Here is a 20,985-nt window from a genome sequence, read left to right on the forward strand (position 1 = left end):
AGCCTTTCTGGAAAGGGGGTGCTCGCGATCTCCTAGACTACATGGTTTTGGGAACGTGACCATTCCCGTGTGGTCTAGGCCAAGCGGTAGCCCTTGCCGCGAACAGTTTGAACGCGGTCATTTCCTATCTTCTTACGCAAATTTCGAATGTAGACGTCAACCACGTTGGAGCCTGGATCAAAATCCATATCCCATACCTGCTTGAGAAGTTCCGTGCGAGTCAACGTAGCCCCAGGATTGCGCATGAAGGCTTCGAGCAGCCCCATCTCGCGGCGTGCGAGCTCAATCCACTTGTTATTCACCTTCACCTTGTGCTCGTGCAGGTCCAAGGTGAGATCGTGGTGCGTTAGGGTATTGCCACCGGTGGATCCTGGGGTGAAGTCATTAAGGCGCAGGCGGACGCGTGCCAGCAACTCGGCAAACTGGAACGGCTTAGGCATGTAGTCATTTGCGCCACCTTCTAAGACTCGGATGCGGTCCTCCAAACCAGTTCGTGCGGTGAGCACAATGATAGGGAGACTGCTGCCCAGCTGCCGAGCTTTCTCCAGCACTTCTGCGCCGTCCATATCCGGCAACCCCAGATCAAGGATCATGAGCTGGTATTTGCCCGAGAGCGCCATGCCAAAGCCGATGGGACCGTTGACAGCCACATCGACGTGGTACCCCTCGTCGCTTAAGCCGCGAGCGATGAACTCTGCAATATCTGCGTCGTCTTCAACAACCAAGATTCTGTTCATGAGATGGCCTTCCTAGTCACTATTCGGATTCTGCAAGGGGCAACGAGACGGAGAATGTAGTGGTACCGGTTTCCATATCCGACTCTACGTCAGCAACACCACCGTGGGCTTCAGCGATTGCAGCGACGATGGAAAGCCCCAGTCCCGCACCCTTCGAGGCCCGCACCGCGGCCTCCCTCGCTTGGTTGGAGGAATCAGGGTGGGTGCTGCTTCGAACGGATGAGCTGTGACTCGTGCCTTGTTTACCGGTGGATTTCTGGGTTTTGAGATCACCGCGGTGGAAGCGTTTGAATAGTGCCGCCATTTTATCCTCAGGGATTCCGTCACCCTGGTTGGTGACAGAAAAAACCACATGTGTTCCAGTAGTGGAACTTGCAATCTCAATAGGGGTGTGCGGCGTAGAGTACTTCACCGCGTTGCGTACAAGTTCCAACACGGCTTCAGTAACGCGCTGGCTATCAACATGTGCCGTGGCCTCAGCGATGGACGTAACCTCAGTGCGCCCGCCGGATAGGACAAAGGCCTTATCCTCGATGTCGATGGTGAGCTCGGAGATGGCCGTTTCCTGCGGGTTGATGAACTCAGCGGAGCCGGCATCTACTACTGCGAGGGTGAGCATGTCATTGACCATGCGGGTCATGCGGTCAAGTTCCGCAGTACAAATTTCAATGGATCGTTCGCGCTGCTCGGGGTTCGAACTGCTGAGCAGCTCCAGGTTGCCACGAATAACGGTGATAGGCGTACGCAGCTCATGGCCTGCGTCATCAACGAACTGGCGCTGTGTCTTATACGCCTCATCAATACGGTCCAACATGGAGTTGAACGTGGCTGAGAGCCTGGCAATCTCATCATTGCCTGCCACCGGCACGCGCTGGCTGAGGTCATTGGACTCCGCGATGGAGCTGGCTACGTCATCCACTTGCTGAACTGGGTGGATGATCTGCCTAGAGATGAACCACGCCACCAGAGCTGCCACCAGCAGTGCGAGCGCGCCAATCCAAATGAAGATTCGCGTTTCCTCCTTGAGGTTAGCCATGTCATCATGGGTAAACGTCATGATGGCAAAGTAACTGTCATACGGGCTGCCTTCCACAGCGATGTTAACTTTTGCCCAGTGGATGGAATTCTCGGTGGAATCTGTCCGCACTCCCGAACTCTCCGGGGCGGCAATGACGTCTTTGATCAGTTGACTTGATGAGTTGAGCTGGTGGACTTTTGCAACGTCAGAGTCCAAGCTCAAGTCCTGAGCCAAGAACTGTTTGTTGGCCACTCCGAAGAGATACTCACCGTCTACGGGAATTTGAGTGGACAGGTAGGTTTCCAACAGGCGTACTGGGTCATCAAATTTCTGGCCAGTTGCCGGGTTGACCGCTTCTTGAACGAATTTTTGGAACTCCTGGATTTCCTGGTTCACCGTCTGATTCGCCTGCTCATGAATTTCAGCTTGGCGGATGGCATCGGTGATGTAGATAACCGCTGTCAAGGCAGTAAAAACCACCAGCAGAATCCAGCCTATGATGCGCCATCTCAGGCTGGTGACGTTATTGCGGAAAGTCATGAGGGTTTACCTTTTGTTGGTCATGGCTAGGGGGACGTGTGTTTGCTGGATGTGAATGGTGGAGATTGGGGAGCTTAGTCATCGCCCCAGTCGTCATCATCATCCCAATCATCGTCGTCCCAATTCTGGTACGTCAGGGGAGTTTGTGGCACGACCCACTGCTGCTGTGGTGGGGTGTTTTGAGGCGCTGGTAACGGTGTGGGTTCAGTGGTGGATTTCTTGGGCTCAGAGGTCGGCTTCTGTTTGGAGGAAGCAGTGCTGGTTGGTGCCGATGAAGAGGAGCTTTCCGTCACTGTTGTGGTGCCGATGACAAACGTGGAGGCATCTGGGGCCACTTCTGGCGCGGACGTGGGATCCTTGATCGCGTTTCCCACAAAAATAATGAGGACAAGCATTCCCAAGATTCCCGCTAGGGGAAGAAACTTTGTGTTTGCCATGGCACTCCCGGAACAAAATTGTGAATGCTACTGCGAGCTAGTAGCTAGGTGGTGTTTGCGTCAGTGGCGAGTCTAACGGAGGCCGGAACTAAAAGTGGTGGTGAGAGCATTAATTTTCTTTCATCTCCACCGTGGTGCCCGCACAGCGCATAATTCCGTTGGCTGATGGGGCTGGTGTTGTGTGCAGGAGGTCCCACGGCACTCAATTGAAGTTTCACTGTCCTTGTGGTGCAGCCTGCAGGCAGATCATGCGCACCTGACTGTGATTTTGAAGTTCTAGAAATCAGTGGATAATGAAAGTCTTGAAAACTACACCTAAAAGGGGAGAGATGACCGAAAATAGCTCTGATCAGATTGCGGCTGTAGTATCCGGCGTTATTGCCGGCCGCCGCGCCGTACGCAAGTACACGGATCAGCCGGTACCTGATGCCGTCATTGATCAGATTGTTCATGATGCGCTGGAGGCGCCAACAGCTTTCAACGCGCAGCGTGCGCACTTGGTGGTTGTGCGTGACCAGGAAAGTAAAGGACGGCCTTTTTGAGGCTTCCAACCAGCCACAGCTGCGTGACGCCCCGGTAGTGCTGGTGGCAGTTGCTGACGCTTTTGTGCCTGAGGATCTGGAAGACGTCTTGGGCCACGAACGTGGCGGCTGGGTCCGCGGCGTGCTCGAGAGCCTGCCGGAGGCAGTGCTGCGTGAAACCGCTATGAAGGACGCCATGCTGGTGGCTTCCTTCGCGCTCGTTTCAGCAGCCGCTCACGGTTTGGGCACGTCACCAACCACTGGTTGGGATGAGAAGAAGGTACTCTCCGCCATTGGACTGGACGGCGCTACTGATCGTGGCGTGGGCCTGGTCATTGCCATGGGTTACCCAGATGAAACTCCAGCTCATCCTGGTCGTGCTGCTGACCGTCGTGTGGATGACTCCTTCTAAAAGTGTGAGGGCTAAGTAAAACAAAAGGCTGGGGCGCTGCATCATGCAGCGCCCCAGCCTTGTTGTTCTAGTGGCGTGAGGTGTTAGCCCAGCATCGCCAGTGCGGTAAGTACCCACAGGGCAGCGAAAATGCCGCCGAACATGGACAGTTGCTTCTTGGCCTTTTCCCAGTTTTCTACGTGATCAGATGGGTCAGCTTCGCCAGCACCCAAGAGGTTTAGCTCGCCCAGCATCTTCTTCTGGCGTGGGATGATCAGCAGGAGGAGGATGACCCACGCAATTGCGGAGAGGACGATGCCCACGATGATGCGCATGTCAGACCAGTAGGAGGTGTCAAAGACCATGATGAGGAAACCAAAGCCCGGTACCAGCGCGGAGAGGTAACCGTAGGTCTGGGTGATGCGGTGAAGGTTCTGCGCAATACCTGCTGCGCGCTGGTCGCCGTTCTTGGCGGCGAGCGCGTGCTTCTGGAAGGTAGATACTGCTACGGTGACAGGGCCCAAAAACAGGATTGCTGCCAGAACGTGAAGGATGACGAAAGCTGTGCTCACGAGGGATGCCTTTCAAAAGTGTGGGTGTGCATGGTAGTCAGCGCTAGACAACGTGCCGCTGTGAAACCGTCCGCTAAAGCGCCTGAAGATAACAGTTGCTCATGCTAACCCACGTTGGGCGGCGGTTGCACATTCAGATGCCGATTGCGCAGTGTTAGTGAGGATACTCACAACTGCGCGATGTAGCGGAGCCCGCTAGGGGCGAGTGGCGTGTGGGGTGGTGTTACGCCCAAGAACTAATAGCACTCTTTACCCGCTCGAGGTTTGGTAGGCACTGCCTTTTCATAGTCTTGACGTCCTCCTCCGGTAGAGGCAGGTGATAGAGGTACGCAACTTCCGCCATGCGGTTGACATACCAGCACCGCGCGCCGCGTTTAGGGGGAAGCCATTGGGATGGCAGTTGGTCCGATTTGGCTTGGTTTTGTGCTTTCGATACGGCTACCAAGTTGAGGGGATCGTTGGCAAAGCGCACCCGTGTGGCGTGGTCCCAGCTGTGCGCCCCCAGATCCCACGCGGCGGAGAGCGGGATGATGTGGTCAATCTCAATTGCTACGCCCAAACGCACGTCGGTGGATATCTTCTCGCTCGAGTAGGGATCGTCCGGTGGGTGATGCTCGGCGTGGCCTGAGCGCTGGTGGGCAGGCGTGCACAAATCTTCAGCATTGGCGCCCTGTGCGGTGATGACTAGGTCGCGGGTGTCGCACTCCGCGCCGGAAGGCGTGAGCCAGCCGGCGCCAAACAGGTGCCGCTCGTAGCCTGGCACCTTGGCGCGCTGTGGCGTGGTGGGGATGTCGGAAAGCAGCGGGCTCGCACACTGTTTCGGTGCCGTCACGAGAGCCAGCAGCACGGTAGCTGCGCACAGAAGCGCGATGAAGAGGCGCTTAGCTTTTCCCTTGGGTAGCGTTCGGTGCTGCGTAGGGTGATCGGCTGGTGGGTGGAAGTGTGGGCCGTGCTGTTTCGGCTGCAGGTGATGGGTGGGGGAGGAAAGATCAAAAACGCGGTGCATATAGGGGTTAGACCTATATGCACCGCGCAGCGGTTCCCAACGGTGGGAAAAATGATTGCTAAGTTCTACAGCTTGCCCTGGTCCTGCAGCTTCTTAGCCTTGGAAATGCTCATCTCAGGATTTTCCTCAGCAACACGAGCGAGCTGGGTGGAACGGAGGAATTCATCGCGCACGTTTTCACTAGGCTCCTTGGTGATCAGGGAGACAACAACGGTGACGATGGTGGCGGCGATGAAGCCTGGGACCATCTCGTAGATGATGTCACCAAAGTAGGTGCCCCAAACAAAGGAGACGACAGCGCCGGTTACCATGCCCGCGGTGGCGCCGGCAGCGTTGAGGCGCTTCCAGTAGAGCATGAACAGAACCATGGGGCCGAATGCGGAACCGAAGCCCGCCCATGCAAAACCAACCAGACCCAAGATGGAGTCAGATGGGTTGACGGAGAGCACACCAGCAATGATGGCGACGGCAACGACGGCGGTGCGGGAAAGGTTCAGCAACGTGTCCTGCTTGAGTGGCTTCTTGGTGAATACCTTCACCACGTCCTCGATGAGGGAAGAGGAGGTGACCAGAAGCTGGGAGGAAATGGTGGACATGATCGCGGCCAGAACGGCGGTCAGGATAAGACCAGCAATCAGTGGGTGGAACAGGATGCGGCCCATGTCCAAGAAGATGGTCTCGAAAGCGGTGCGGTCCACAATGGAAATGTCATCGTTCTGGCCAAAGAATGCGGTACCCACAATGGCTACGAAGGTTGCGCCCACGATGGACAGCAGCATCCAGGTGATGCCAATGAAGCGGCCACGCTTGGCGTCGGAAGGTTTCTGCAGCGCCATGAAGCGAACGATGATGTGTGGCTGGCCAAAGTAACCCAAGCCCCATGCCAAGTTGCCAATGATCACGGCTGCGGATACGCCGGAGAACATGGACCAGTAGTTGGTGTTGATGTCACCAGCCTCCCATGGGCCGTAGGGGTTGTTCTGCGGCCATGACCAAATAGAAGATGGATCATCCAGGTACAACAGTGCTGCAACTGGGACGATGATCAGAGCCAGGAACATCATGGTGCCCTGCACAGCATCGGTGTACGACACTGCTAGGAATCCGCCGACAAAAGTGTAAGCAACGGTGATTGCCGCAACGATGAGCATGCCGGATACGTACTCAGCGCCAAAGGTGGACTCCATGTAGCGGCCGCCGGACACCATGCCGGAGGATACGTAGAACGTGAAGAACACGATGATGACGATGGATGAGGCGATGCGCAGGATGCGGGTGCTGTCTTCCACACGGTTTTCGAAGAAGGATGGAAGGGTAATGGAATTGTCCGCGATCTCAGAGTAGGAGCGCAGGCGAGGGGCAACCCACTTCCAGTTAGCCCACGCGCCGATCAGCAGACCAATGGCAATCCACAGTTCTGACATGCCGGTGACAAACAGTGCACCTGGCAGGCCCATCAAGAGCCAACCGGACATATCTGATGCGCCAGCGGACATCGCTGCCACGAAGGGGTTCAGGCCACGGCCGGCGAGTACGTAGTCGTCATACTCGTCCGTTTTCTTGTAACTCCAATAGCCGATTGCAAGCATCGCGCCCATATAGATGATGATGGCGATGATGTACCATGTTTGCTCAGACAATTGCGGTTCACGTCCTTTCTTTTCTTGATATTTCTAATTTCGCCCGGAAAATGAGGGACGTAACTTAAGCCAGTATGGTGGCTTCACCAGCGTTCACCCAAGATGAGCGCCAGTGAATAATGCGCTTTCTAGAATTTTATTGCATCGCTAGTGGTTTAGTGGCTATCCCGTGAAGGTTTGAAGCTAGGGTCTTCTTAGTGCAGGTGAGCAGCCTTTTCTTTCCGCTGGGGAGCGTCCGGGAGCGGGCGATAGTGATTCTTTGGTTGTGCGAGCGCAGCTTTTCTGAGCTAGGCGAGCAAGCCCACCAGTTTGGGGGAGGGGCAGGGTGCTAAGTTTGGAGAAACCATAAGAGATCCTGTGCCAGCCCTGTGAACTTTTTACGCGGTGGCGCCGGGAGCCGAATCAGCGCGTGGCTCCTGACGGGGTTGATATGTAAGTGCCCTGTTTCAGCCATGCTCGTGGTGATGCGGTGGTCTCCGTACCTCGTGGTGCGCTGTGATATTTACGGAGCATTACTGAATGGAGGAATGTGCGTGCCCCATTTCCTCCACGCGATGGGCAGTTCCCAATGTCTGCTTTTGCTGGTAGAACTAGAGGAATGACTTCATTTCTCATCCACGGGCTCTGGCGCAAGGAAACAGGCCTGCATTTATGGATTGAGCAAGTAGAAGGACACCGGATTGTCACACCGGATTCCGTTCCGGACGGGACATTTCCTCCCATCATTGAGGCACTCATCGCGGGCAAGCAGTTTAACCGTCGCGCGGCAACCACCCTCATGACGCCCAAAGGTCGCAGCGTGACCCTACCGTTGCCCACCATCGCCTATACCCCTGAGCAGGCAGTGCGGGTACTCAGCCAGATAGCCGGCATTAATTCCGTCAACGCATCCACCGAGCAGCTGGCCACCATCGCGCCGGATCTTTCGTGGCTCGTCCACCTTTGTCAAGGGTTGGAGCGCTTTGTTCTCGCTGGCCGCGTCACTCTCAAGATGGGGTACATGGACCACCAGTGGTGGCCGCAGTGGCAGCTCGCCACCGGATTGGGGGAGCGCGGCTTTATTGCCAACATGACTACCTGCGCGCCCGGTGTGCTCACGGTCAATGGCGGCACAGACATCGCGGAGGTGATCGCGGAGGAGCTGGTCCACTGGATCACGTCCGCTCACTTGCGCGAGCTGTACGATACCCCGCGGCCGAGCGACTGGCACGACTTCTCCCGCGCGCTGATGCTGTCCGAGCCCCTGCGCCGCGGATCCGCGCAGATGGTGGCGGCGCTCAACGCGTGGAAAGACACCATTACCGCGGTCGACATCCAATTAGTTCTGATTGTGGAGGAGCCTCCCAAGGATGTGGAGGTCTATGACGTCTCCGATCCCGCTGACATGGTGTGGCCCGTCCGGGTGAAGGTTCGTTCCGGCGTGGACTCCCCGCAGTCCATCACCCTGACTGACTTTGACCGTGTCACCCGCGAGCGCCTGATTGCCCTGCGCAGGGAGGCGATCTTTGCCTCCAAGTTGCTCGATTCTGATCGGGCGCTGCCAGAAACCCATCCGGCCAACGGCAGCCCCATGCGCCATGGTTTGGAGCGCACGCCGCAGGCGGGCGAATGGGACGTGTACCTGTCCACAGAGGAACTGGTGAAGTTTGTCGCGGAGGACGCGGCGCGCCTGCGCGACCGCGGGTTCTCAGTGATGCTGCCGCGCGCGTGGAGCACCCAAGAGACTAAGGCCACGGTGGTCGTCGGAGAGCCTACGGAGTCTTCCACCAGTGCCAAAATTGGCCTTGACCAGATCGTGCAGTACAACTGGCGGGTATCCATTGGTGACGTCGAACTCACAGACGAAGAAATGGAACAGCTCGTGGCATCCAAGTCAGGGCTGATCCAGCTGCGTGGTGAGTGGGTGATGGCGGATGCCTTATCGGTCAAGCGCATCGCGGATTACATGGGGAAGCTGTCCGGCGGTTCCAAGAAGAAGCGCCGCGCGGAACTCGATGCCGCCATGATGGAGGCGGAGCTGGCCCGCGTCAAACAAACGCCGGGATGGCAGCAGAAGGTGGCCCACGCGGAGGACCTGGCTAAAAAATTTAATGAGGACTTTCACACGGAGGGGGAGATCTCCCTCGCGGACTTGCGCGAGCTCGCTCTGGAAGCGCTTGCGGATGAGCCCGTTGAGTTTGAGGGCAACAACTGGCAGGCAGGACTTCTGGGCGGCCTGCAAGGCCTAGATATGCCTGCGCCCACGAGAGTCCAGCTGCCGGACACCGTGAACGCAACACTGCGCGAATACCAGCGCCGCGGTGTGGACTGGCTGCACTGGATGAGCCACAACAACTTAGGTGCGGTGCTGGCTGATGACATGGGTCTTGGTAAAACCTTGCAGCTGCTGACGCTGGAAGCCGTGGAGCGCCACGAGAAGCGCGAGGAACTCGGCCTACGACCAGGGCAGTACCGCGCGCCGGGTGCGGGCGGTGATGGCACGGCTGAGACCGGTGATGTGGACGAGCAGGCTTCCCTCGGGCTCGCGGACACCGCGGCACTGACGGCTAACCCTCATGAGCTACGCCCAACCCTCGTGGTGGCGCCAACATCTGTGGTGGGCAACTGGGCACGTGAGGCGGCTAAGTTTGTGCCGTCCTTTGGCGTGCTAGTCCACCACGGCTCTGGCCGGCTGCGCGGTGAAGAGTTCATTCAGGCGGCGAAAAACAGTGACGTCGTGATCACCTCCTACGGCACCATGGCGCGCGATCACCAACTCATCCGCATGCTGGAGTGGGATCGCGTGGTTCTCGACGAGGCGCAGCAGATCAAGAATTCTGCCACCAAAGTGTCTAAGGCCGTGCGCTCCACGCGTGCTCGCCACCGTGTGGCGCTCACCGGCACGCCGGTGGAAAATCGGCTGTCAGAGATGCGCTCCATTTTGGACTTCTGTAACCCCGGTGTGTTGGGTAGCGCCTCGTTTTTCCGCAATCACTTTGCCAAGGCCATTGAGCGCGAGCAGGACGAGGAGATGACACAGCGCCTGCGCCAGCTCACAGCACCGTTTATCCTGCGCAGGCTGAAAACGGACGACAACATTGTGGATGACCTACCGGATAAGACCGAGGTCATTCTCACGGTGGACATGACACCAGAGCAGGCGGCGCTGTACCGCGCCTACGTCAATAGCATGCAGGCCGCGCTCGAGGATGCCCAAGGTATGGCCAAGCGCGGGCTTGTGCTGTCCGCGTTGACCAAGATTAAACAGATCTGCAACCATCCGGCGCACTTCCTTGGCGACGACTCCCCAGTCACTCTCAAGGGGCGTCACCGTTCCGGCAAGGTTGCAGAACTCATGCGCCTCATCGGCGAGGCCCAGGACTCCGGGCAGCGCATGCTGATCTTTACCCAGTACCGTGCGTTCGGCGACATTCTCGCGCCGTTTTTGAGCGAGTATTTTGGCACCAAAATCCCGTTCCTGCACGGTGGCGTGAGCAAGGCAGGCCGCGACCGGATGGTGGAAGAGTTCCAGCGCGAGGACGGCCCGCCGGCGATGGTGCTGTCCCTCAAAGCGGGTGGAACTGGTCTGAACCTCACCGCCGCGTCCATAGTTGTGCACATGGACCGCTGGTGGAACCCCGCAGTGGAGAATCAAGCCACTGACCGTGCTTTCCGCATTGGCCAGCGCAAGGACGTCTCCGTGTACAAGATGATTACAGCGGGCACGATGGAGGAATCCATCCAAGACATCCTCGACGGCAAGACCCAGCTGGCATCCGCCGTTGTTGGTGAGGGCGAGGGCTGGATCACGGAGCTGTCCACGGAGGAACTGGCCATGCTGATGAGCTACCGCGGCAACCCTAGCGTGTAGGAAAGAAAGGAGAAGGCGAATGTCTGATAACAACGAATCCAAGCGGAAGCTTCGCACCCACACTCGTGACAATGTCATCTTCGCCAACTTTGGCAACAAAACCCGCGTGCGCGGGGCAGATTCTCCTTCCGCTTCTCCTGCAGGATCTGAAAGCGCATCTGGGCCGGCGTCGGTGGAAACGCGCGACCGCGGTTTCTCCCCGGCGGCGCAGCGCCTGCGTCAGTTTGTGCGGGAGAACACGGATGAAGGCCGCGTGAAGCGGGGCAGGGACTACTACCGCAATAAGCACGTGCTTAACCCGCGCATCGGGCACGGCTCTATTTCCGCTGACGTGGCGGGATCCCAGAACTTGCCGTTCCAGGTGTCCATCACGTTCCCCTACCGCAGCACAGATCAGCTGGCCGAGGTAACAAAAGAACTGGCAGAGACCACCGGTGGTGTGGCGCTTGCCCGCGCTGGCAACCTGAGTGAAGCCATGCTCGATAACCTCTTGGCGGATACGGCCAGCGACCTTCGCTTCCGGTGCGACTGCCCAGACCACTCCCACTGCTGTAAGCATGCGGTCGCTGTGGCCTACCACGCTGCGGATATGATGGGCGCCGATCCTGGGCTGGTCTTCGGTTTGCGGGGCCTGAACCTTGTCTCGCTGGAACACTCCGTCGCGATGCAGGCGCGCAAGATCTCCGCCGAACGAGCCAAGGGCAGCCATGAGGGTTTCTGGAACGGCGCTGATCTGCCTGACCTGCCGGAGCCAAAGAAGGCCCCGGCGCTGGAGGATTCTGATGAGATGCTGCTTCACAAGGCCATGCGCATGTGCTCCCTCACCAGTGTCGATGAACTCCGGGCGGTAGCTGATATCGAAGACATGTACGACTTCCTGGTTAACAAGAAGTAGTAGTTGCGCCCCGTGTGTCGGGTGCTCGTGCTATCAATGGCTGTATGACTGTCACATTCCTGCACACCTCCGATCTCCAGATTGGCATGACAAGGAAATTCCTTGACGCTGATGCCCAATCTCGTTTTGAGCAATCTCGCATTGACGCCATCCGAACGCTGGGGAAAGTTGCTGCAGAAAACAACTGTGACTTCATTGTCATGGCGGGTGATGTTTTTGAACACAATTCCCTAAGCCGCCGCACCTTTGGCCGTGCCTTGGAGGAACTCAAGCGTTTGCCGGTGCCGGTGTACATCCTTTCCGGCAACCATGACCCACTGGTGGCAGATTCGCAGCTTCTTCAGCTGGGGGACTCCGCAGGCGAGAATGTGGTGGTATTCAAGGATTCTCAGCCTCTGAGCTTGCGCACCCGTGCAGGTGAGCAGGTAGAGCTGGTGGGCGCGCCGCTGCTGGCCAAGTACGCCACTCATGACGTGGTGGCCGCAGCCTTGGACGGCCTCACTCCGGTAGACCATGTGAGAATCTGCGTGGGGCACGGCCAAGCGCAGGCTCGGCACAATGAGGTCAAACCGGACCTTATTAATCTTGACGTGGTCACGGAGGCCATTTCCCGCGGGGTTATTGATTACCTCGCGCTGGGGGATACCCACTCGACGCAGCAGGTGGATTCCGCAGGCCACGTATGGTTTAGTGGTGCGCCGGAAACAACGGATTTTGTGGAGCTATCCACCGGCGGCGGGGAGAACAACTCGGGCAATGCGCTGGTGGTCTCCATTACCAAGTCCGCGGGCGAAGCCGCAAGCGTGGAGGTTACCGAGGTGCCGGTGGGCACCTGGGTCTTTGAAGCCCCGGTGGTAGAGATCAACAGCATGGCGGACGCACAGGAGTTCGTGGCATCGCTGGAGGCATACGAGAGTAAGCACACCACAGTGATCAAGTACGCCTTGGTGGGCACCGTGGATGTTGCCACGGCGGAGTACCTCGAGCGCGAGGTTGCGCGCCTGCAGCCGGTATTTGGCGCTCTGTACGAGCGCGAGCGCCTCATGGACCTGCACCTGGAGCCTACAGACGATGACCTAGACAACCTTGGGCTCGGGGGATTCTTCAGCTCGGCGCTCGCAGAGCTGATTGACCATGCCACAACGGGGGAGCATGAAGCCGCCCGCAGCGTGGAGGACGTAGCCCATGACATCGCGGCCGCTCACGAGTCCAGCACCGCCGATGACGCAGCAGACGTGGATGAGGCAGCGCCGGAGCTGTCTGCAGCACAAAAACATCAGCGGGCCGCCCGCGATGCCATCAATCTGCTTTTCCGTCTGAGCAAGCAATCCTAAGAAGGCTGCGAGGTTACCCAACATGCGAATTCACTCACTTACTCTCAACAACTATCGCGGTGTTGAATCCCTGAGCCTTGACGGGCTCCCAGACACCGGCGTCATTGTCATCAGCGGCAATAACGAGCAAGGCAAGTCCACGGTATTGGAGGCCCTAGACAACGTGCTCCATGTCAAGCACAGCTCTACCAGCCAGTCCATCCGTGCCACTCAGCCACGTGGTAAGGACGTGGGGCCACAGGCATCCATCACGGCCACCATCGGCCCATACACCTTCACCCTCTCCAAGCAGTGGGTACGCAAGTCATCCTGCACTCTGGAGATCACGGCACCTAAATTTGAGCAGTTCACTGGCTCCCGGGCGGAAGACAAACTAGCCAGCATCATCGCGGAGCACCTAGACGCCGCCCTGCTGAAAACCCTCTTTGTGGAGCAAGGTGAACTAGACCCTATCTTTGATGCTGCTGGCATCCCCACCCTTGCTACGGCTTTGGATGCTACTGATGACGGCAGCGGATCCACGCAGGATGACACCGGCATTGTGGACAAGGTGGCCACGGAGTATCACCGCTACTTCACCAAGGCGGGGAAGAAGAATACTGCGTACAAGGAGGCCGAGAGTGCGGTGGACCGTGCCCGCGAGAAGCTGGCAGAGGCCACCCGCACCTACAACGAGGTCCAAAACTGGGTGAGTGAGATTGAGCAACTCACCGCCCGCCGTGATGACTACGCGCAGCGCCTCCCCGTCGCGCGAGCTGAGCTGGAGGAGGCCGCACAGGCCCTCACGGTGGCGGAATCCGCCAAGAAGCAGCTTGACGACGCCGAGCTCAAGGCCTCTGGGGCTAGGGCTGCTCTGGAACGCATTACCGAACGCATTGTTGATCGTGAAGCCATCAGCAAGGAGCTGGAGAAAATCCACGCAGCACACGCCACCGCGCTCAGCGCGGTGGAGGAAGCTCAGGTTGCAGCTACCGCAGAAGAACAAGACATCGCTGCTGCCACCGAGGCCATTAACTCGACCTTCGCCGCGGAAGAAACTGCAAGCGAGGAATTAAAGAAGGCACGCCTGAGTATTGACCGCGTTGCCGCTCACGAACAACTGGTGGACCTGAAAAACACCAAAGCTCAACTTGACGAGCTTGACGAAAAAACAGTGGTGGAGTCCGTCCCAGAGGTCACCAACGCCATGGTCTCCGCTGTCGAGGAAGCCACAACTGCGCTCACGGTCGCGACCAAAGTATTTGAGCAGTCCGCTACCGAAGTTTCGCTGCGTGCTAATTCCGCCCAGGACATCACTGTTAACCAGGCTACGGTGGCCGTGGGCACAGAGGAAACCTCCATGTACCTTGACGGTGAAACCACCATCACCATCAACGGGGTGGACGTGCGCATTACACCAGGTGGCTCCAGCGACCCGCGCCGCGATGTGCAGGAAGCGCAGAAAAAGCTAGAAGCGCTACTGTCTGAACTGGAATGTGAATCCCTAGCACAGGTGCGGGCGCGCCGGGATGCGTATGCGGAGCATGTTCGCGAACAAGAAGCGCTCAAGAAGGACCGAGCCCGCATTCTTGGCGAGCACACCGCCGAGTCCCTCAATGCAGCCATCGATGAACTCGAGGGGACGCTGGAGGGCGTCGATACAGCGACATTGCCCACCGCGGCGCAAGCCAAGGCTGCGGCGGAGCAAGCTCAGGCAGCAGTGGACGCCATCCGCCTCGAGCGTGAGCAGCTGCGCGCGAGAAACGCAGGGCTAATGGCAAAGCCAGCAGGGCAGAAGCTCACTCGTGCAGTGACTGAGCTGGAGTTTGTTTCTGACAACCTAGCGTCCGTGACGGCCAAGTTGGAGGCAGCAGAAGCCAAGGGTGCCCTATCTGAGCTGATTGCCCAACGCGAAAGTGCTGCCCAGGACGTCGACGATGCGGGCCTGCTCGTGGCTCAGGCAAAGGAACACTTCGCTGCCGCGGACTTTGACACCGCTGCGATGGTTCACGCCGGTGCTCGGGCAAACGTGGATAACCTGACTGCGGACTTGGATAAGGCCACGATCAGTCTCACCAAATTCGAATCCTACGTGGAAACCTCCGACGGCAGCGCCGAGGACCTCGAGCGCGCCAAGGTGGCTCTTTCCCACGCTGAGTATGCACTGGCATCCTTGGAGCGACGCGCCACGGCAGCGCAGCTTCTCTACACCACCTTAACTGCCCACCGTGATGCCGCCAGGCGCAAGTACTCGCAGCCATTTGCTGACCAGCTGGCTAGGCTTTCTCGCCCCGTGTTCGGCTCTGATGTCTCCTTCGAACTCAATGAGGACCTCAAGGTTTCTTCCCGCATTGCCGGCGGTACTGAAATCCAGGTCAGCGAGCTGTCCGGTGGTGCGCAAGAGCAGCTGGCGATCATTGCTCGGTTTGCCGTTGCCGGCCTGGTGCAAGAATCTGGCGCCATGCCAGTATTCATCGATGACGCGCTGGGATCCACCGATGCCTCTCGGCTGAAGGTCATGGGCTCTGTCTTTGCGGAGGCTGGCAAGCACTCGCAGGTGTTTGTCGTCACCTGCCTGCCGGAGCGTTACAACTACGTAGCCGGCAAACATGAGTACCGCATGGCGGATATCACAGGCTAAAAAGATTCCGACGGTAACGGTTCGTGGCCGCTACCTGCTCGAACGTAGCGTAGAACGGTGTGGCTAGGAATTGTCAGAATCTAAAACGATTCGGTAAAGTCCTTGCCATGTCAAATAGTGGTAGCAAGCCGCGCTGGCTTAATGAGGATGAGATGAACCTATGGCGGCTCATCCTCGCTGCCAACCGCCACCTCGATCGCGCCATGGATGATTCCCTCCAAGCGCACGACGGCATGTCCACCCCGGAGTATGCGGTGTTAGTGGCGTTATCTGATGCAGACACCCATCAGCTACGCCTGCGCGATCTGTGCGAGGAACTAGAGTGGGACCGCTCCCGCACGTCCCACCAGATCACGCGCATGGTTAAGCGCGGATTGGTCAAAAAAGTCCGCTGCGTAGGTGACGCCCGCGGCGTATTGGTGGAGATCACCCCAGAGGGGGAGGAGAAACTCCGCAGGGCGGTACCAGCGCACGTCGAGACGGTTCGAGAGGTCGTTTTTGACCACCTCAACTATGATGACATCCCGCAAATCACCAAGTTCTTCGAAGGCATATTGAGCACGAAGCGGTCGGGTGAAAAGTAACTGTCCCGGAATGACCGATCCGCGGTAATTCCGGTGAGCACCCGTTGACTCCTGCGTACCCTGTTGGTTTCTTCACACTTATCTGCTTTGCCTTGCAAAACTAAAATGGCGCGAGTAACGTCCTAAGTGCCTCACGGTGTTGGCGTCCCAGCCCACCGTTTCCTTAGTTCTCTTGAAAAGGTACTTTTGTGAAGAAGTTCATGAGTATCGTTGCCTCAGCAGTTATTGCTCTCACTGGCATGTTCTCAACACCCGCAATTCCCCAAGCGCAGGCTTGGGAAGGCTCCACAGTCCTGCTAGGGGACTCCGTTTTTGCCAACCCTGCTTACTCGCAGGTCAAAGGAAACGGAGTCACAAGCTCTAATCAGCTTTCCTCTCTACGGCACACCGCTTACTCAAAGCCAGGGAAGCCATCACCTCACGGTTGCACCCAAGGAGCGCACACCGTATCCACGCGTTTGGCATACGTTTACGGACATAAGACCGTTAATTACGCGTGCTCGGGCGCGTCAGGAATCGAACAAACCGGCAAGAGACACCTTAATTCTCAGGTAAACCATGCTATTAGTTCCGGAGCCCTCAATAGGGGAACGCGAAACGTCATGATCATGGTGGGCCTCAATGACTTTTTCATAACTATCAACCGAGCTGACAAGCGGACACGCTTCATCAGTGCAATGACCAAGAACGTTAATCGCGTGAAAGCGGCGGCTCCCAATGCCCGCATCACCTTCGTTAGCTACCCTGCGTTTTCCGCTTCCAACGGCGCGCTGTGTCCGGTACGTACGGGAACGATCAACCCTAACTCACTGGGAGTAAACCTGGTACCGCACTTCTTCAAGACTGTAGAAGATCAGGCGAACAATGCGATGTGGACTGTTTCTCAGAAAACCGGAACGCGTTTCTATAACTTGAGTGCTGACTCCTTGTCTCACAACATGTGTGCTCCTAATTCTCGTCGGTGGATTGCAGGAGTTGTTGAGTACTCTCAGCCTCACAACCTGTCTAACCACTTGACTCACGCGGGGGTCAACGGAGTAGCAGACCTTCTTCACCGCAAGGTTCTCTCATAAAACCGCGGCCTACCAACCCCTGACAATTAGTTGGGGGTTGTTTTCTGCAACCACGGCTAGCCACGTGGGTGACACTACCGCTAACGCGCGCACCTAACGATGGCGGCATAAAAGCCCTGATGCGTTCGCAGGCGCCACGCAGGGCTAGGGAACACCTCGCCGGGAATAGCTGATCGTGCGCAGGGTTTGCACTCATCGCACCCCGCAGTGCTAGAATTACACCGTTGTATTGTGCAGCTCGAAAACTAGTTTTGAACAGCGCAAATACTTCTGCCCTTGTAGCTCAGTGGATAGAGCGCTGGTTTCCGGTACCAAAGGTCGCAGGTTCGACTCCTGTCAGGGGCACCATTGTCATCAATCAATACTTGATGAATACACCGGCGGGTTCAAATGTGCTCTGAACCCGCCGGTTTCTTGGTATGTGGGTATTAGTGGTCAAACGGCCCTGGGGCTCAGGCACATCGTATAGGTGAGCGCTTACGGCGAAGCCCCAGCGCGCACGGGTGGTAACTCGTGCGCGCCGGGGCAGTAGAGGATCCGGGTCGTGGGGTGTTAGTCCACGATGATCACAATGAGGCGCCGAGGCCCATGGACGCCTTCAACGCGGTTGAGCTCGATGTCACTGGTAGCTGAAGGGCCAGAGATCATGGTGATCGGGCTGTGATTGCCGCCGTTGTGCGCAGGGTTGAGCTTTTTAATCATCTCCGGCACGCCGTACACCACCGTGTCCATGTCTACGATGCAGACGTGGCAGTCCGGGACCAAGGTGAGGGCGCGCCGCCCGCAGGCGGGGCCTGCCTGCAGGCAAATGGTGCCTGTCTGGGCGCTGGTCACGGTGGATGAGGTGACTACGGCGTCGACGTCGTTAAGCAAGCGCGGGTCGCGGTGGTTATCGTCAGCGGTGAACGTGGCCTCGCTTTCGCTGAACAACTCAGCGTGCAGGCCCGGCGCATAGGTAACATTGCGCGCGTCTTGTTCGGCCAGCGCCTCCGCGATGGCGTGCGCTTGGGTGTCTTTCGTGGCCGTTTTGACGATCGCCTTATAGTCCTCAAGGCGATCAATCAGAATCTCCTTGAGCTGCTCGCGGGAGTAATCGTGGGTGGTGTGGTACTCGCGCGTCACCGGGTAGCCGCTGTCAAGGATGTTTTTGTCCATCTGAGACAGCGCGTGAGCGTTTCGAATACGGTCGAGGATGTCCTGTTTGGCACTCATCGTTACTTCTCCTTGCGAGCAGCTGCTTCGTTGCGGGCGTTGCGCAGCAGTTCCTGAGCATCATCACTATCGAACCACGCGCGGAAGGACTTCTTTGGCGGTACGGCGGTATCGCGAACGTCAGTCCAGCCGGACAGGAAGCTTGGCAGGTGAGTGATCTTGCCATCAAAACCGCCGAGCAGGCGACCCATGAAGACCACGTTGGTGACGGCGTTCCACAACGTCGCGTTACCCCACGCCATCTGCATGGATGCCATGATGGCGCCTTCGATCTTTGGCTTGTGCTCTTTCACCTTCTGGTGGCGCAACTCCAGCAACGCATCCGTGATAGGGATCTTGACCGGGCATACCTCATTGCATCGCCCGCACAGGCTGGACGCGTAGGGGAGGTAGCCGTTCGGGTCATGGGAATCATTAATGCCCGTCAGCTGCGGAGTAAGGATCGCGCCAATAGGGCCTGGGTAGGTGGATCCGTAGGCGTGTCCGCCGGCGCGCTCATACACCGGGCACACGTTCAGGCAGGCGGAGCAGCGGATGCATTTGAGAGCCTCGCGGCCAATCTCGTTGGACAGAGCGGCGGTGCGGCCGTTATCAATGAGCACGATGTGGAAGTTTTGCGGGCCGTCACCTTCTGTCACACCAGTCCATAGGGAGGTGTACGGGTTCATGCGCTCGCCGGTAGATGAGCGGGGGAGAAGCTGCAGGAAAACCTCATAATCTTGGAAGGTTGGAAGGATCTTCTCAATGCCCATCACGGAGATGAGTGTTTCCGGCAGGGTGAGGCACATGCGGCCGTTGCCCTCTGATTCCACGATGGTGACGTGGCCTGTCTCAGCGATGCCAAAGTTAGCGCCGCAGATGGCAACCTTGGCCTTCATGAACTGTTCGCGCAGGAAGTTGCGGCTGGCCTCAGCAAGCTCTGCGGGTTCGCTGGACAACGTCTCGTCCGTGTTTGGCATCTCGCGGATGAAGATGTCGCGGATTTCTGCGCGGTTGCGGTGGATCGCCGGCACCAGAATGTGCGACGGCTTATCATGGCCAAGCTGCACAATCAGCTCAGCCAGGTCGGTCTCGCGGGCCGTGATGCCTACCTTCTCCAGCTGCTCATTCAGCGCGATTTCTTGGGTGGCCATGGACTTGATCTTGACCACGTCCTTCTCGCCGGTGTCCTGCACTAGCTTTGCGACGATCTCCCCAGCTTCCTTGCCGTCACGGGCCCAGTGCACGTGACCGCCGCGGGCGGTCACCGCCTTTTCGAACTGCTCGAGCAGTTCCGGTAGGCGTGCGAGCACGTCACGCTTGATGCCAGAACCCGCCTCGCGCAGGGCCTCCCAATCATCAATCTCATCAATGACGCGCTGGCGCTTGGCGCGAATGGTTGTGGTGGCTTTCAGCAAGTTTTTGCGCTGGGTGGCATTCTGCAGCCCATCCTGTGACGATGTAGGGAAAGGCTCAGTGCCACGCAGGTGGGAGAGGTCTGAGGCACGCGGCGGCATTGTTGGGGTACCAAGCATCGTGGTCATAGTGAAGCCTCCTTAGAGTAAGCAGCAGACGTAGGGGTCCAAGGATGCTCCTTTGTGGACGCCAAAATCTCGGCGATGTGGATCGCGCGCACGCCGCTGCGCTGGCGTGATAGTGAGCCCACAATATTCATCAGGCACGAGGAATCGCCGCCGGTGACGAACTCGGCGCCGGTGCTGACAATGTTGCGACACTTGTCGCTGACCATGGCCTGGCTAGTGGGGGCGTTCTTGAGCGAGAAGGTGCCACCAAAGCCGCAGCACTCCTCCTTGTTGGGGAGATCAACCAGTTCTAGTCCCTCTACCTTGCTGAGTAGCTGGTAGGGGCGATCGCCCAATTTGATGAAGCGGAGGCCGTGGCACGAGGGGTGGTAGGTGACCTTGTGCGGGAAGAATGCGCCTAGGTCATCTACGCCCGCGATGTCGATAAGAAATTCCGGCAGGTCATAAGACTTCTTCGCGGCGGTGCGCGCGCCGTCTTCTAGTGCCTTCGAGCCGTAACGGTGAGCGACGTGCTCGTGCTGCTCGCGGACCGCGCCGATACATGACCCGGACGGGGCTACCACGTAATCAATGCTTGGGTCACTAAACGCATCTACGTAGTTCTCAATCAGCGGAATGGCTTCCTTTTGGTAGCCGGTGTTGACGTGCATCTGCCCGCAGCAGGTCTGGGCTGTAGGGAACACGACCTCGTATCCCAATCGGGAGAGTATCAGCGCTGTAGCTTTGGATGCATCGGGGAACATGGCGTCCCCAATGCAGGTGGAAAAGAGCGCAACTTTCATGAGTTTCCTCCAAGTTGGCGGTAGGGGATTTCTATGAAGCTAATACCAAACACCGCTAATTGTATACAGACGGGAAAAGGCCTAGTTATGTTTTTGGGGAAGATTGTGGCCCGCTACCGCTACCATCCAAAGAAGTGCCTGCAAATTGTATACAACTGTGAGAAACGTCTCGCTTAATCGATTTGCGCTGGAGATATCTGACTTTGTTACGCTCAGCTCAGAGACCTGTGATCACGCGCAGCGGCCTTAA

Annotated in this window: 15 protein-coding genes, 1 tRNA gene and 1 pseudogene; 8 read left to right on the forward strand and 9 right to left on the reverse strand. The window is 57.8% G+C overall.

The genetic code is table 11. The features are described from left to right. Positions 1-74: 74 nt before the first annotated feature. The 3 genes from ACXM2N_RS04805 to ACXM2N_RS04815 form a co-directional block, all read right to left on the reverse strand. On the reverse strand, positions 75-737 hold the full coding sequence (locus ACXM2N_RS04805) for a response regulator transcription factor (protein WP_458490540.1): 663 nt from the start codon (positions 735-737) through the stop codon (positions 75-77). 19 nt (positions 738-756) lie between these two features. After that, on the reverse strand, positions 757-2,295 hold the full coding sequence (locus tag ACXM2N_RS04810; RefSeq protein ID WP_458490542.1) for a sensor histidine kinase: 1,539 nt from the start codon (positions 2,293-2,295) through the stop codon (positions 757-759). Positions 2,296-2,369: 74 nt separating this feature from the next. After that, positions 2,370-2,732, reverse strand: a complete 363-nt coding sequence (locus ACXM2N_RS04815) for a hypothetical protein (RefSeq protein WP_458490544.1) — start codon at positions 2,730-2,732, stop codon at positions 2,370-2,372. A gap of 353 nt (positions 2,733-3,085) precedes the next feature. Between ACXM2N_RS04815 and ACXM2N_RS04820 the strand changes: the two are divergent. After that, positions 3,086-3,665, forward strand: a pseudogene (locus ACXM2N_RS04820) (nitroreductase family protein). Positions 3,666-3,748: 83 nt separating this feature from the next. Here the strand turns inward: ACXM2N_RS04820 and ACXM2N_RS04825 are convergent. From ACXM2N_RS04825 to putP, 3 genes are all read right to left on the reverse strand, one after another. Next, entirely contained in the window at positions 3,749-4,216 is a 468-nt protein-coding gene (locus ACXM2N_RS04825; protein ID WP_458490546.1) for a DUF2269 domain-containing protein, read from the reverse strand. Between the two features lie 223 nt (positions 4,217-4,439). Then, positions 4,440-5,222 (reverse strand): HNH endonuclease family protein, encoded by a 783-nt coding sequence (locus ACXM2N_RS04830; protein ID WP_458490548.1) that lies wholly within the window; start codon positions 5,220-5,222, stop codon positions 4,440-4,442. A gap of 65 nt (positions 5,223-5,287) precedes the next feature. Next, positions 5,288-6,862 (reverse strand): sodium/proline symporter PutP, encoded by a 1,575-nt coding sequence (gene putP, locus ACXM2N_RS04835; RefSeq protein WP_458490550.1) that lies wholly within the window; start codon positions 6,860-6,862, stop codon positions 5,288-5,290. A 598-nt stretch (positions 6,863-7,460) separates the two neighbouring features. On the opposite strand from putP, the gene ACXM2N_RS04840 reads away from it, so the two are divergent. From ACXM2N_RS04840 to ACXM2N_RS04870, 7 genes are all read left to right on the forward strand, one after another. Then, on the forward strand, positions 7,461-10,712 hold the full coding sequence (locus tag ACXM2N_RS04840; protein ID WP_458490552.1) for a DEAD/DEAH box helicase: 3,252 nt from the start codon (positions 7,461-7,463) through the stop codon (positions 10,710-10,712). Positions 10,713-10,731: 19 nt separating this feature from the next. Next, positions 10,732-11,607 carry a hypothetical protein gene (locus ACXM2N_RS04845; RefSeq protein ID WP_458490554.1) on the forward strand — a complete coding sequence of 292 codons (876 nt, stop codon included), beginning with the start codon at positions 10,732-10,734 and terminating at the stop codon, positions 11,605-11,607. 44 nt (positions 11,608-11,651) lie between these two features. Further along, positions 11,652-12,941 carry a metallophosphoesterase family protein gene (locus tag ACXM2N_RS04850; RefSeq protein ID WP_458490556.1) on the forward strand — a complete coding sequence of 430 codons (1,290 nt, stop codon included), beginning with the start codon at positions 11,652-11,654 and terminating at the stop codon, positions 12,939-12,941. Between the two features lie 22 nt (positions 12,942-12,963). Further along, positions 12,964-15,561, forward strand: a complete 2,598-nt coding sequence (locus ACXM2N_RS04855) for an AAA family ATPase (protein WP_458490558.1) — start codon at positions 12,964-12,966, stop codon at positions 15,559-15,561. Positions 15,562-15,668: 107 nt separating this feature from the next. Beyond that, positions 15,669-16,145, forward strand: coding sequence for a MarR family winged helix-turn-helix transcriptional regulator (locus tag ACXM2N_RS04860; protein ID WP_458490560.1), 477 nt, complete (start codon positions 15,669-15,671; stop codon positions 16,143-16,145). Positions 16,146-16,333: 188 nt separating this feature from the next. Continuing rightward, complete coding sequence (locus tag ACXM2N_RS04865; protein ID WP_458490562.1) at positions 16,334-17,218, forward strand: GDSL-type esterase/lipase family protein; 885 nt, start codon at positions 16,334-16,336, stop codon at positions 17,216-17,218. A 272-nt stretch (positions 17,219-17,490) separates the two neighbouring features. After that, a tRNA-Arg gene (locus ACXM2N_RS04870) sits at positions 17,491-17,566 on the forward strand. 204 nt (positions 17,567-17,770) lie between these two features. Here the strand turns inward: ACXM2N_RS04870 and ACXM2N_RS04875 are convergent. The 3 genes from ACXM2N_RS04875 to ACXM2N_RS04885 are packed head-to-tail and all read right to left on the reverse strand — an operon-like array spanning position 17,771 to position 20,735. Next, a complete protein-coding gene (locus ACXM2N_RS04875; protein ID WP_458490564.1) occupies positions 17,771-18,430 on the reverse strand; it encodes a LutC/YkgG family protein in 660 nt (219 codons plus the stop codon). 2 nt (positions 18,431-18,432) lie between these two features. Beyond that, a complete protein-coding gene (locus tag ACXM2N_RS04880; RefSeq protein WP_458490566.1) occupies positions 18,433-19,953 on the reverse strand; it encodes a LutB/LldF family L-lactate oxidation iron-sulfur protein in 1,521 nt (506 codons plus the stop codon). Next, the gene (locus tag ACXM2N_RS04885; protein WP_458490568.1) at positions 19,950-20,735 is read right to left on the reverse strand and encodes a (Fe-S)-binding protein; all 786 of its coding nucleotides are present in this window, start codon (positions 20,733-20,735) and stop codon (positions 19,950-19,952) included. The genes ACXM2N_RS04880 and ACXM2N_RS04885 overlap by 4 nt, the downstream gene beginning before the upstream one ends. Positions 20,736-20,985 lie beyond the last annotated feature (250 nt).

It is taken from the genome of Corynebacterium sp. ZY180755 (assembly GCF_054331495.1).

Coding starts and splice junctions, on each gene's coding strand:
- ACXM2N_RS04845 (WP_458490554.1), top strand. CDS start 10,732: ATGTCTGATAACAACGAATCCAAGCGGAAGCTTCGCACCCACACTCGT.
- ACXM2N_RS04850 (WP_458490556.1), top strand. CDS start 11,652: ATGACTGTCACATTCCTGCACACCTCCGATCTCCAGATTGGCATGACA.
- ACXM2N_RS04815 (WP_458490544.1), bottom strand. CDS start 2,732: ATGGCAAACACAAAGTTTCTTCCCCTAGCGGGAATCTTGGGAATGCTT.
- ACXM2N_RS04880 (WP_458490566.1), bottom strand. CDS start 19,953: ATGACCACGATGCTTGGTACCCCAACAATGCCGCCGCGTGCCTCAGAC.
- ACXM2N_RS04830 (WP_458490548.1), bottom strand. CDS start 5,222: ATGCACCGCGTTTTTGATCTTTCCTCCCCCACCCATCACCTGCAGCCG.
- ACXM2N_RS04860 (WP_458490560.1), top strand. CDS start 15,669: ATGTCAAATAGTGGTAGCAAGCCGCGCTGGCTTAATGAGGATGAGATG.
- ACXM2N_RS04840 (WP_458490552.1), top strand. CDS start 7,461: ATGACTTCATTTCTCATCCACGGGCTCTGGCGCAAGGAAACAGGCCTG.
- ACXM2N_RS04810 (WP_458490542.1), bottom strand. CDS start 2,295: ATGACTTTCCGCAATAACGTCACCAGCCTGAGATGGCGCATCATAGGC.
- ACXM2N_RS04875 (WP_458490564.1), bottom strand. CDS start 18,430: ATGAGTGCCAAACAGGACATCCTCGACCGTATTCGAAACGCTCACGCG.
- ACXM2N_RS04885 (WP_458490568.1), bottom strand. CDS start 20,735: ATGAAAGTTGCGCTCTTTTCCACCTGCATTGGGGACGCCATGTTCCCC.
- ACXM2N_RS04805 (WP_458490540.1), bottom strand. CDS start 737: ATGAACAGAATCTTGGTTGTTGAAGACGACGCAGATATTGCAGAGTTC.
- ACXM2N_RS04855 (WP_458490558.1), top strand. CDS start 12,964: ATGCGAATTCACTCACTTACTCTCAACAACTATCGCGGTGTTGAATCC.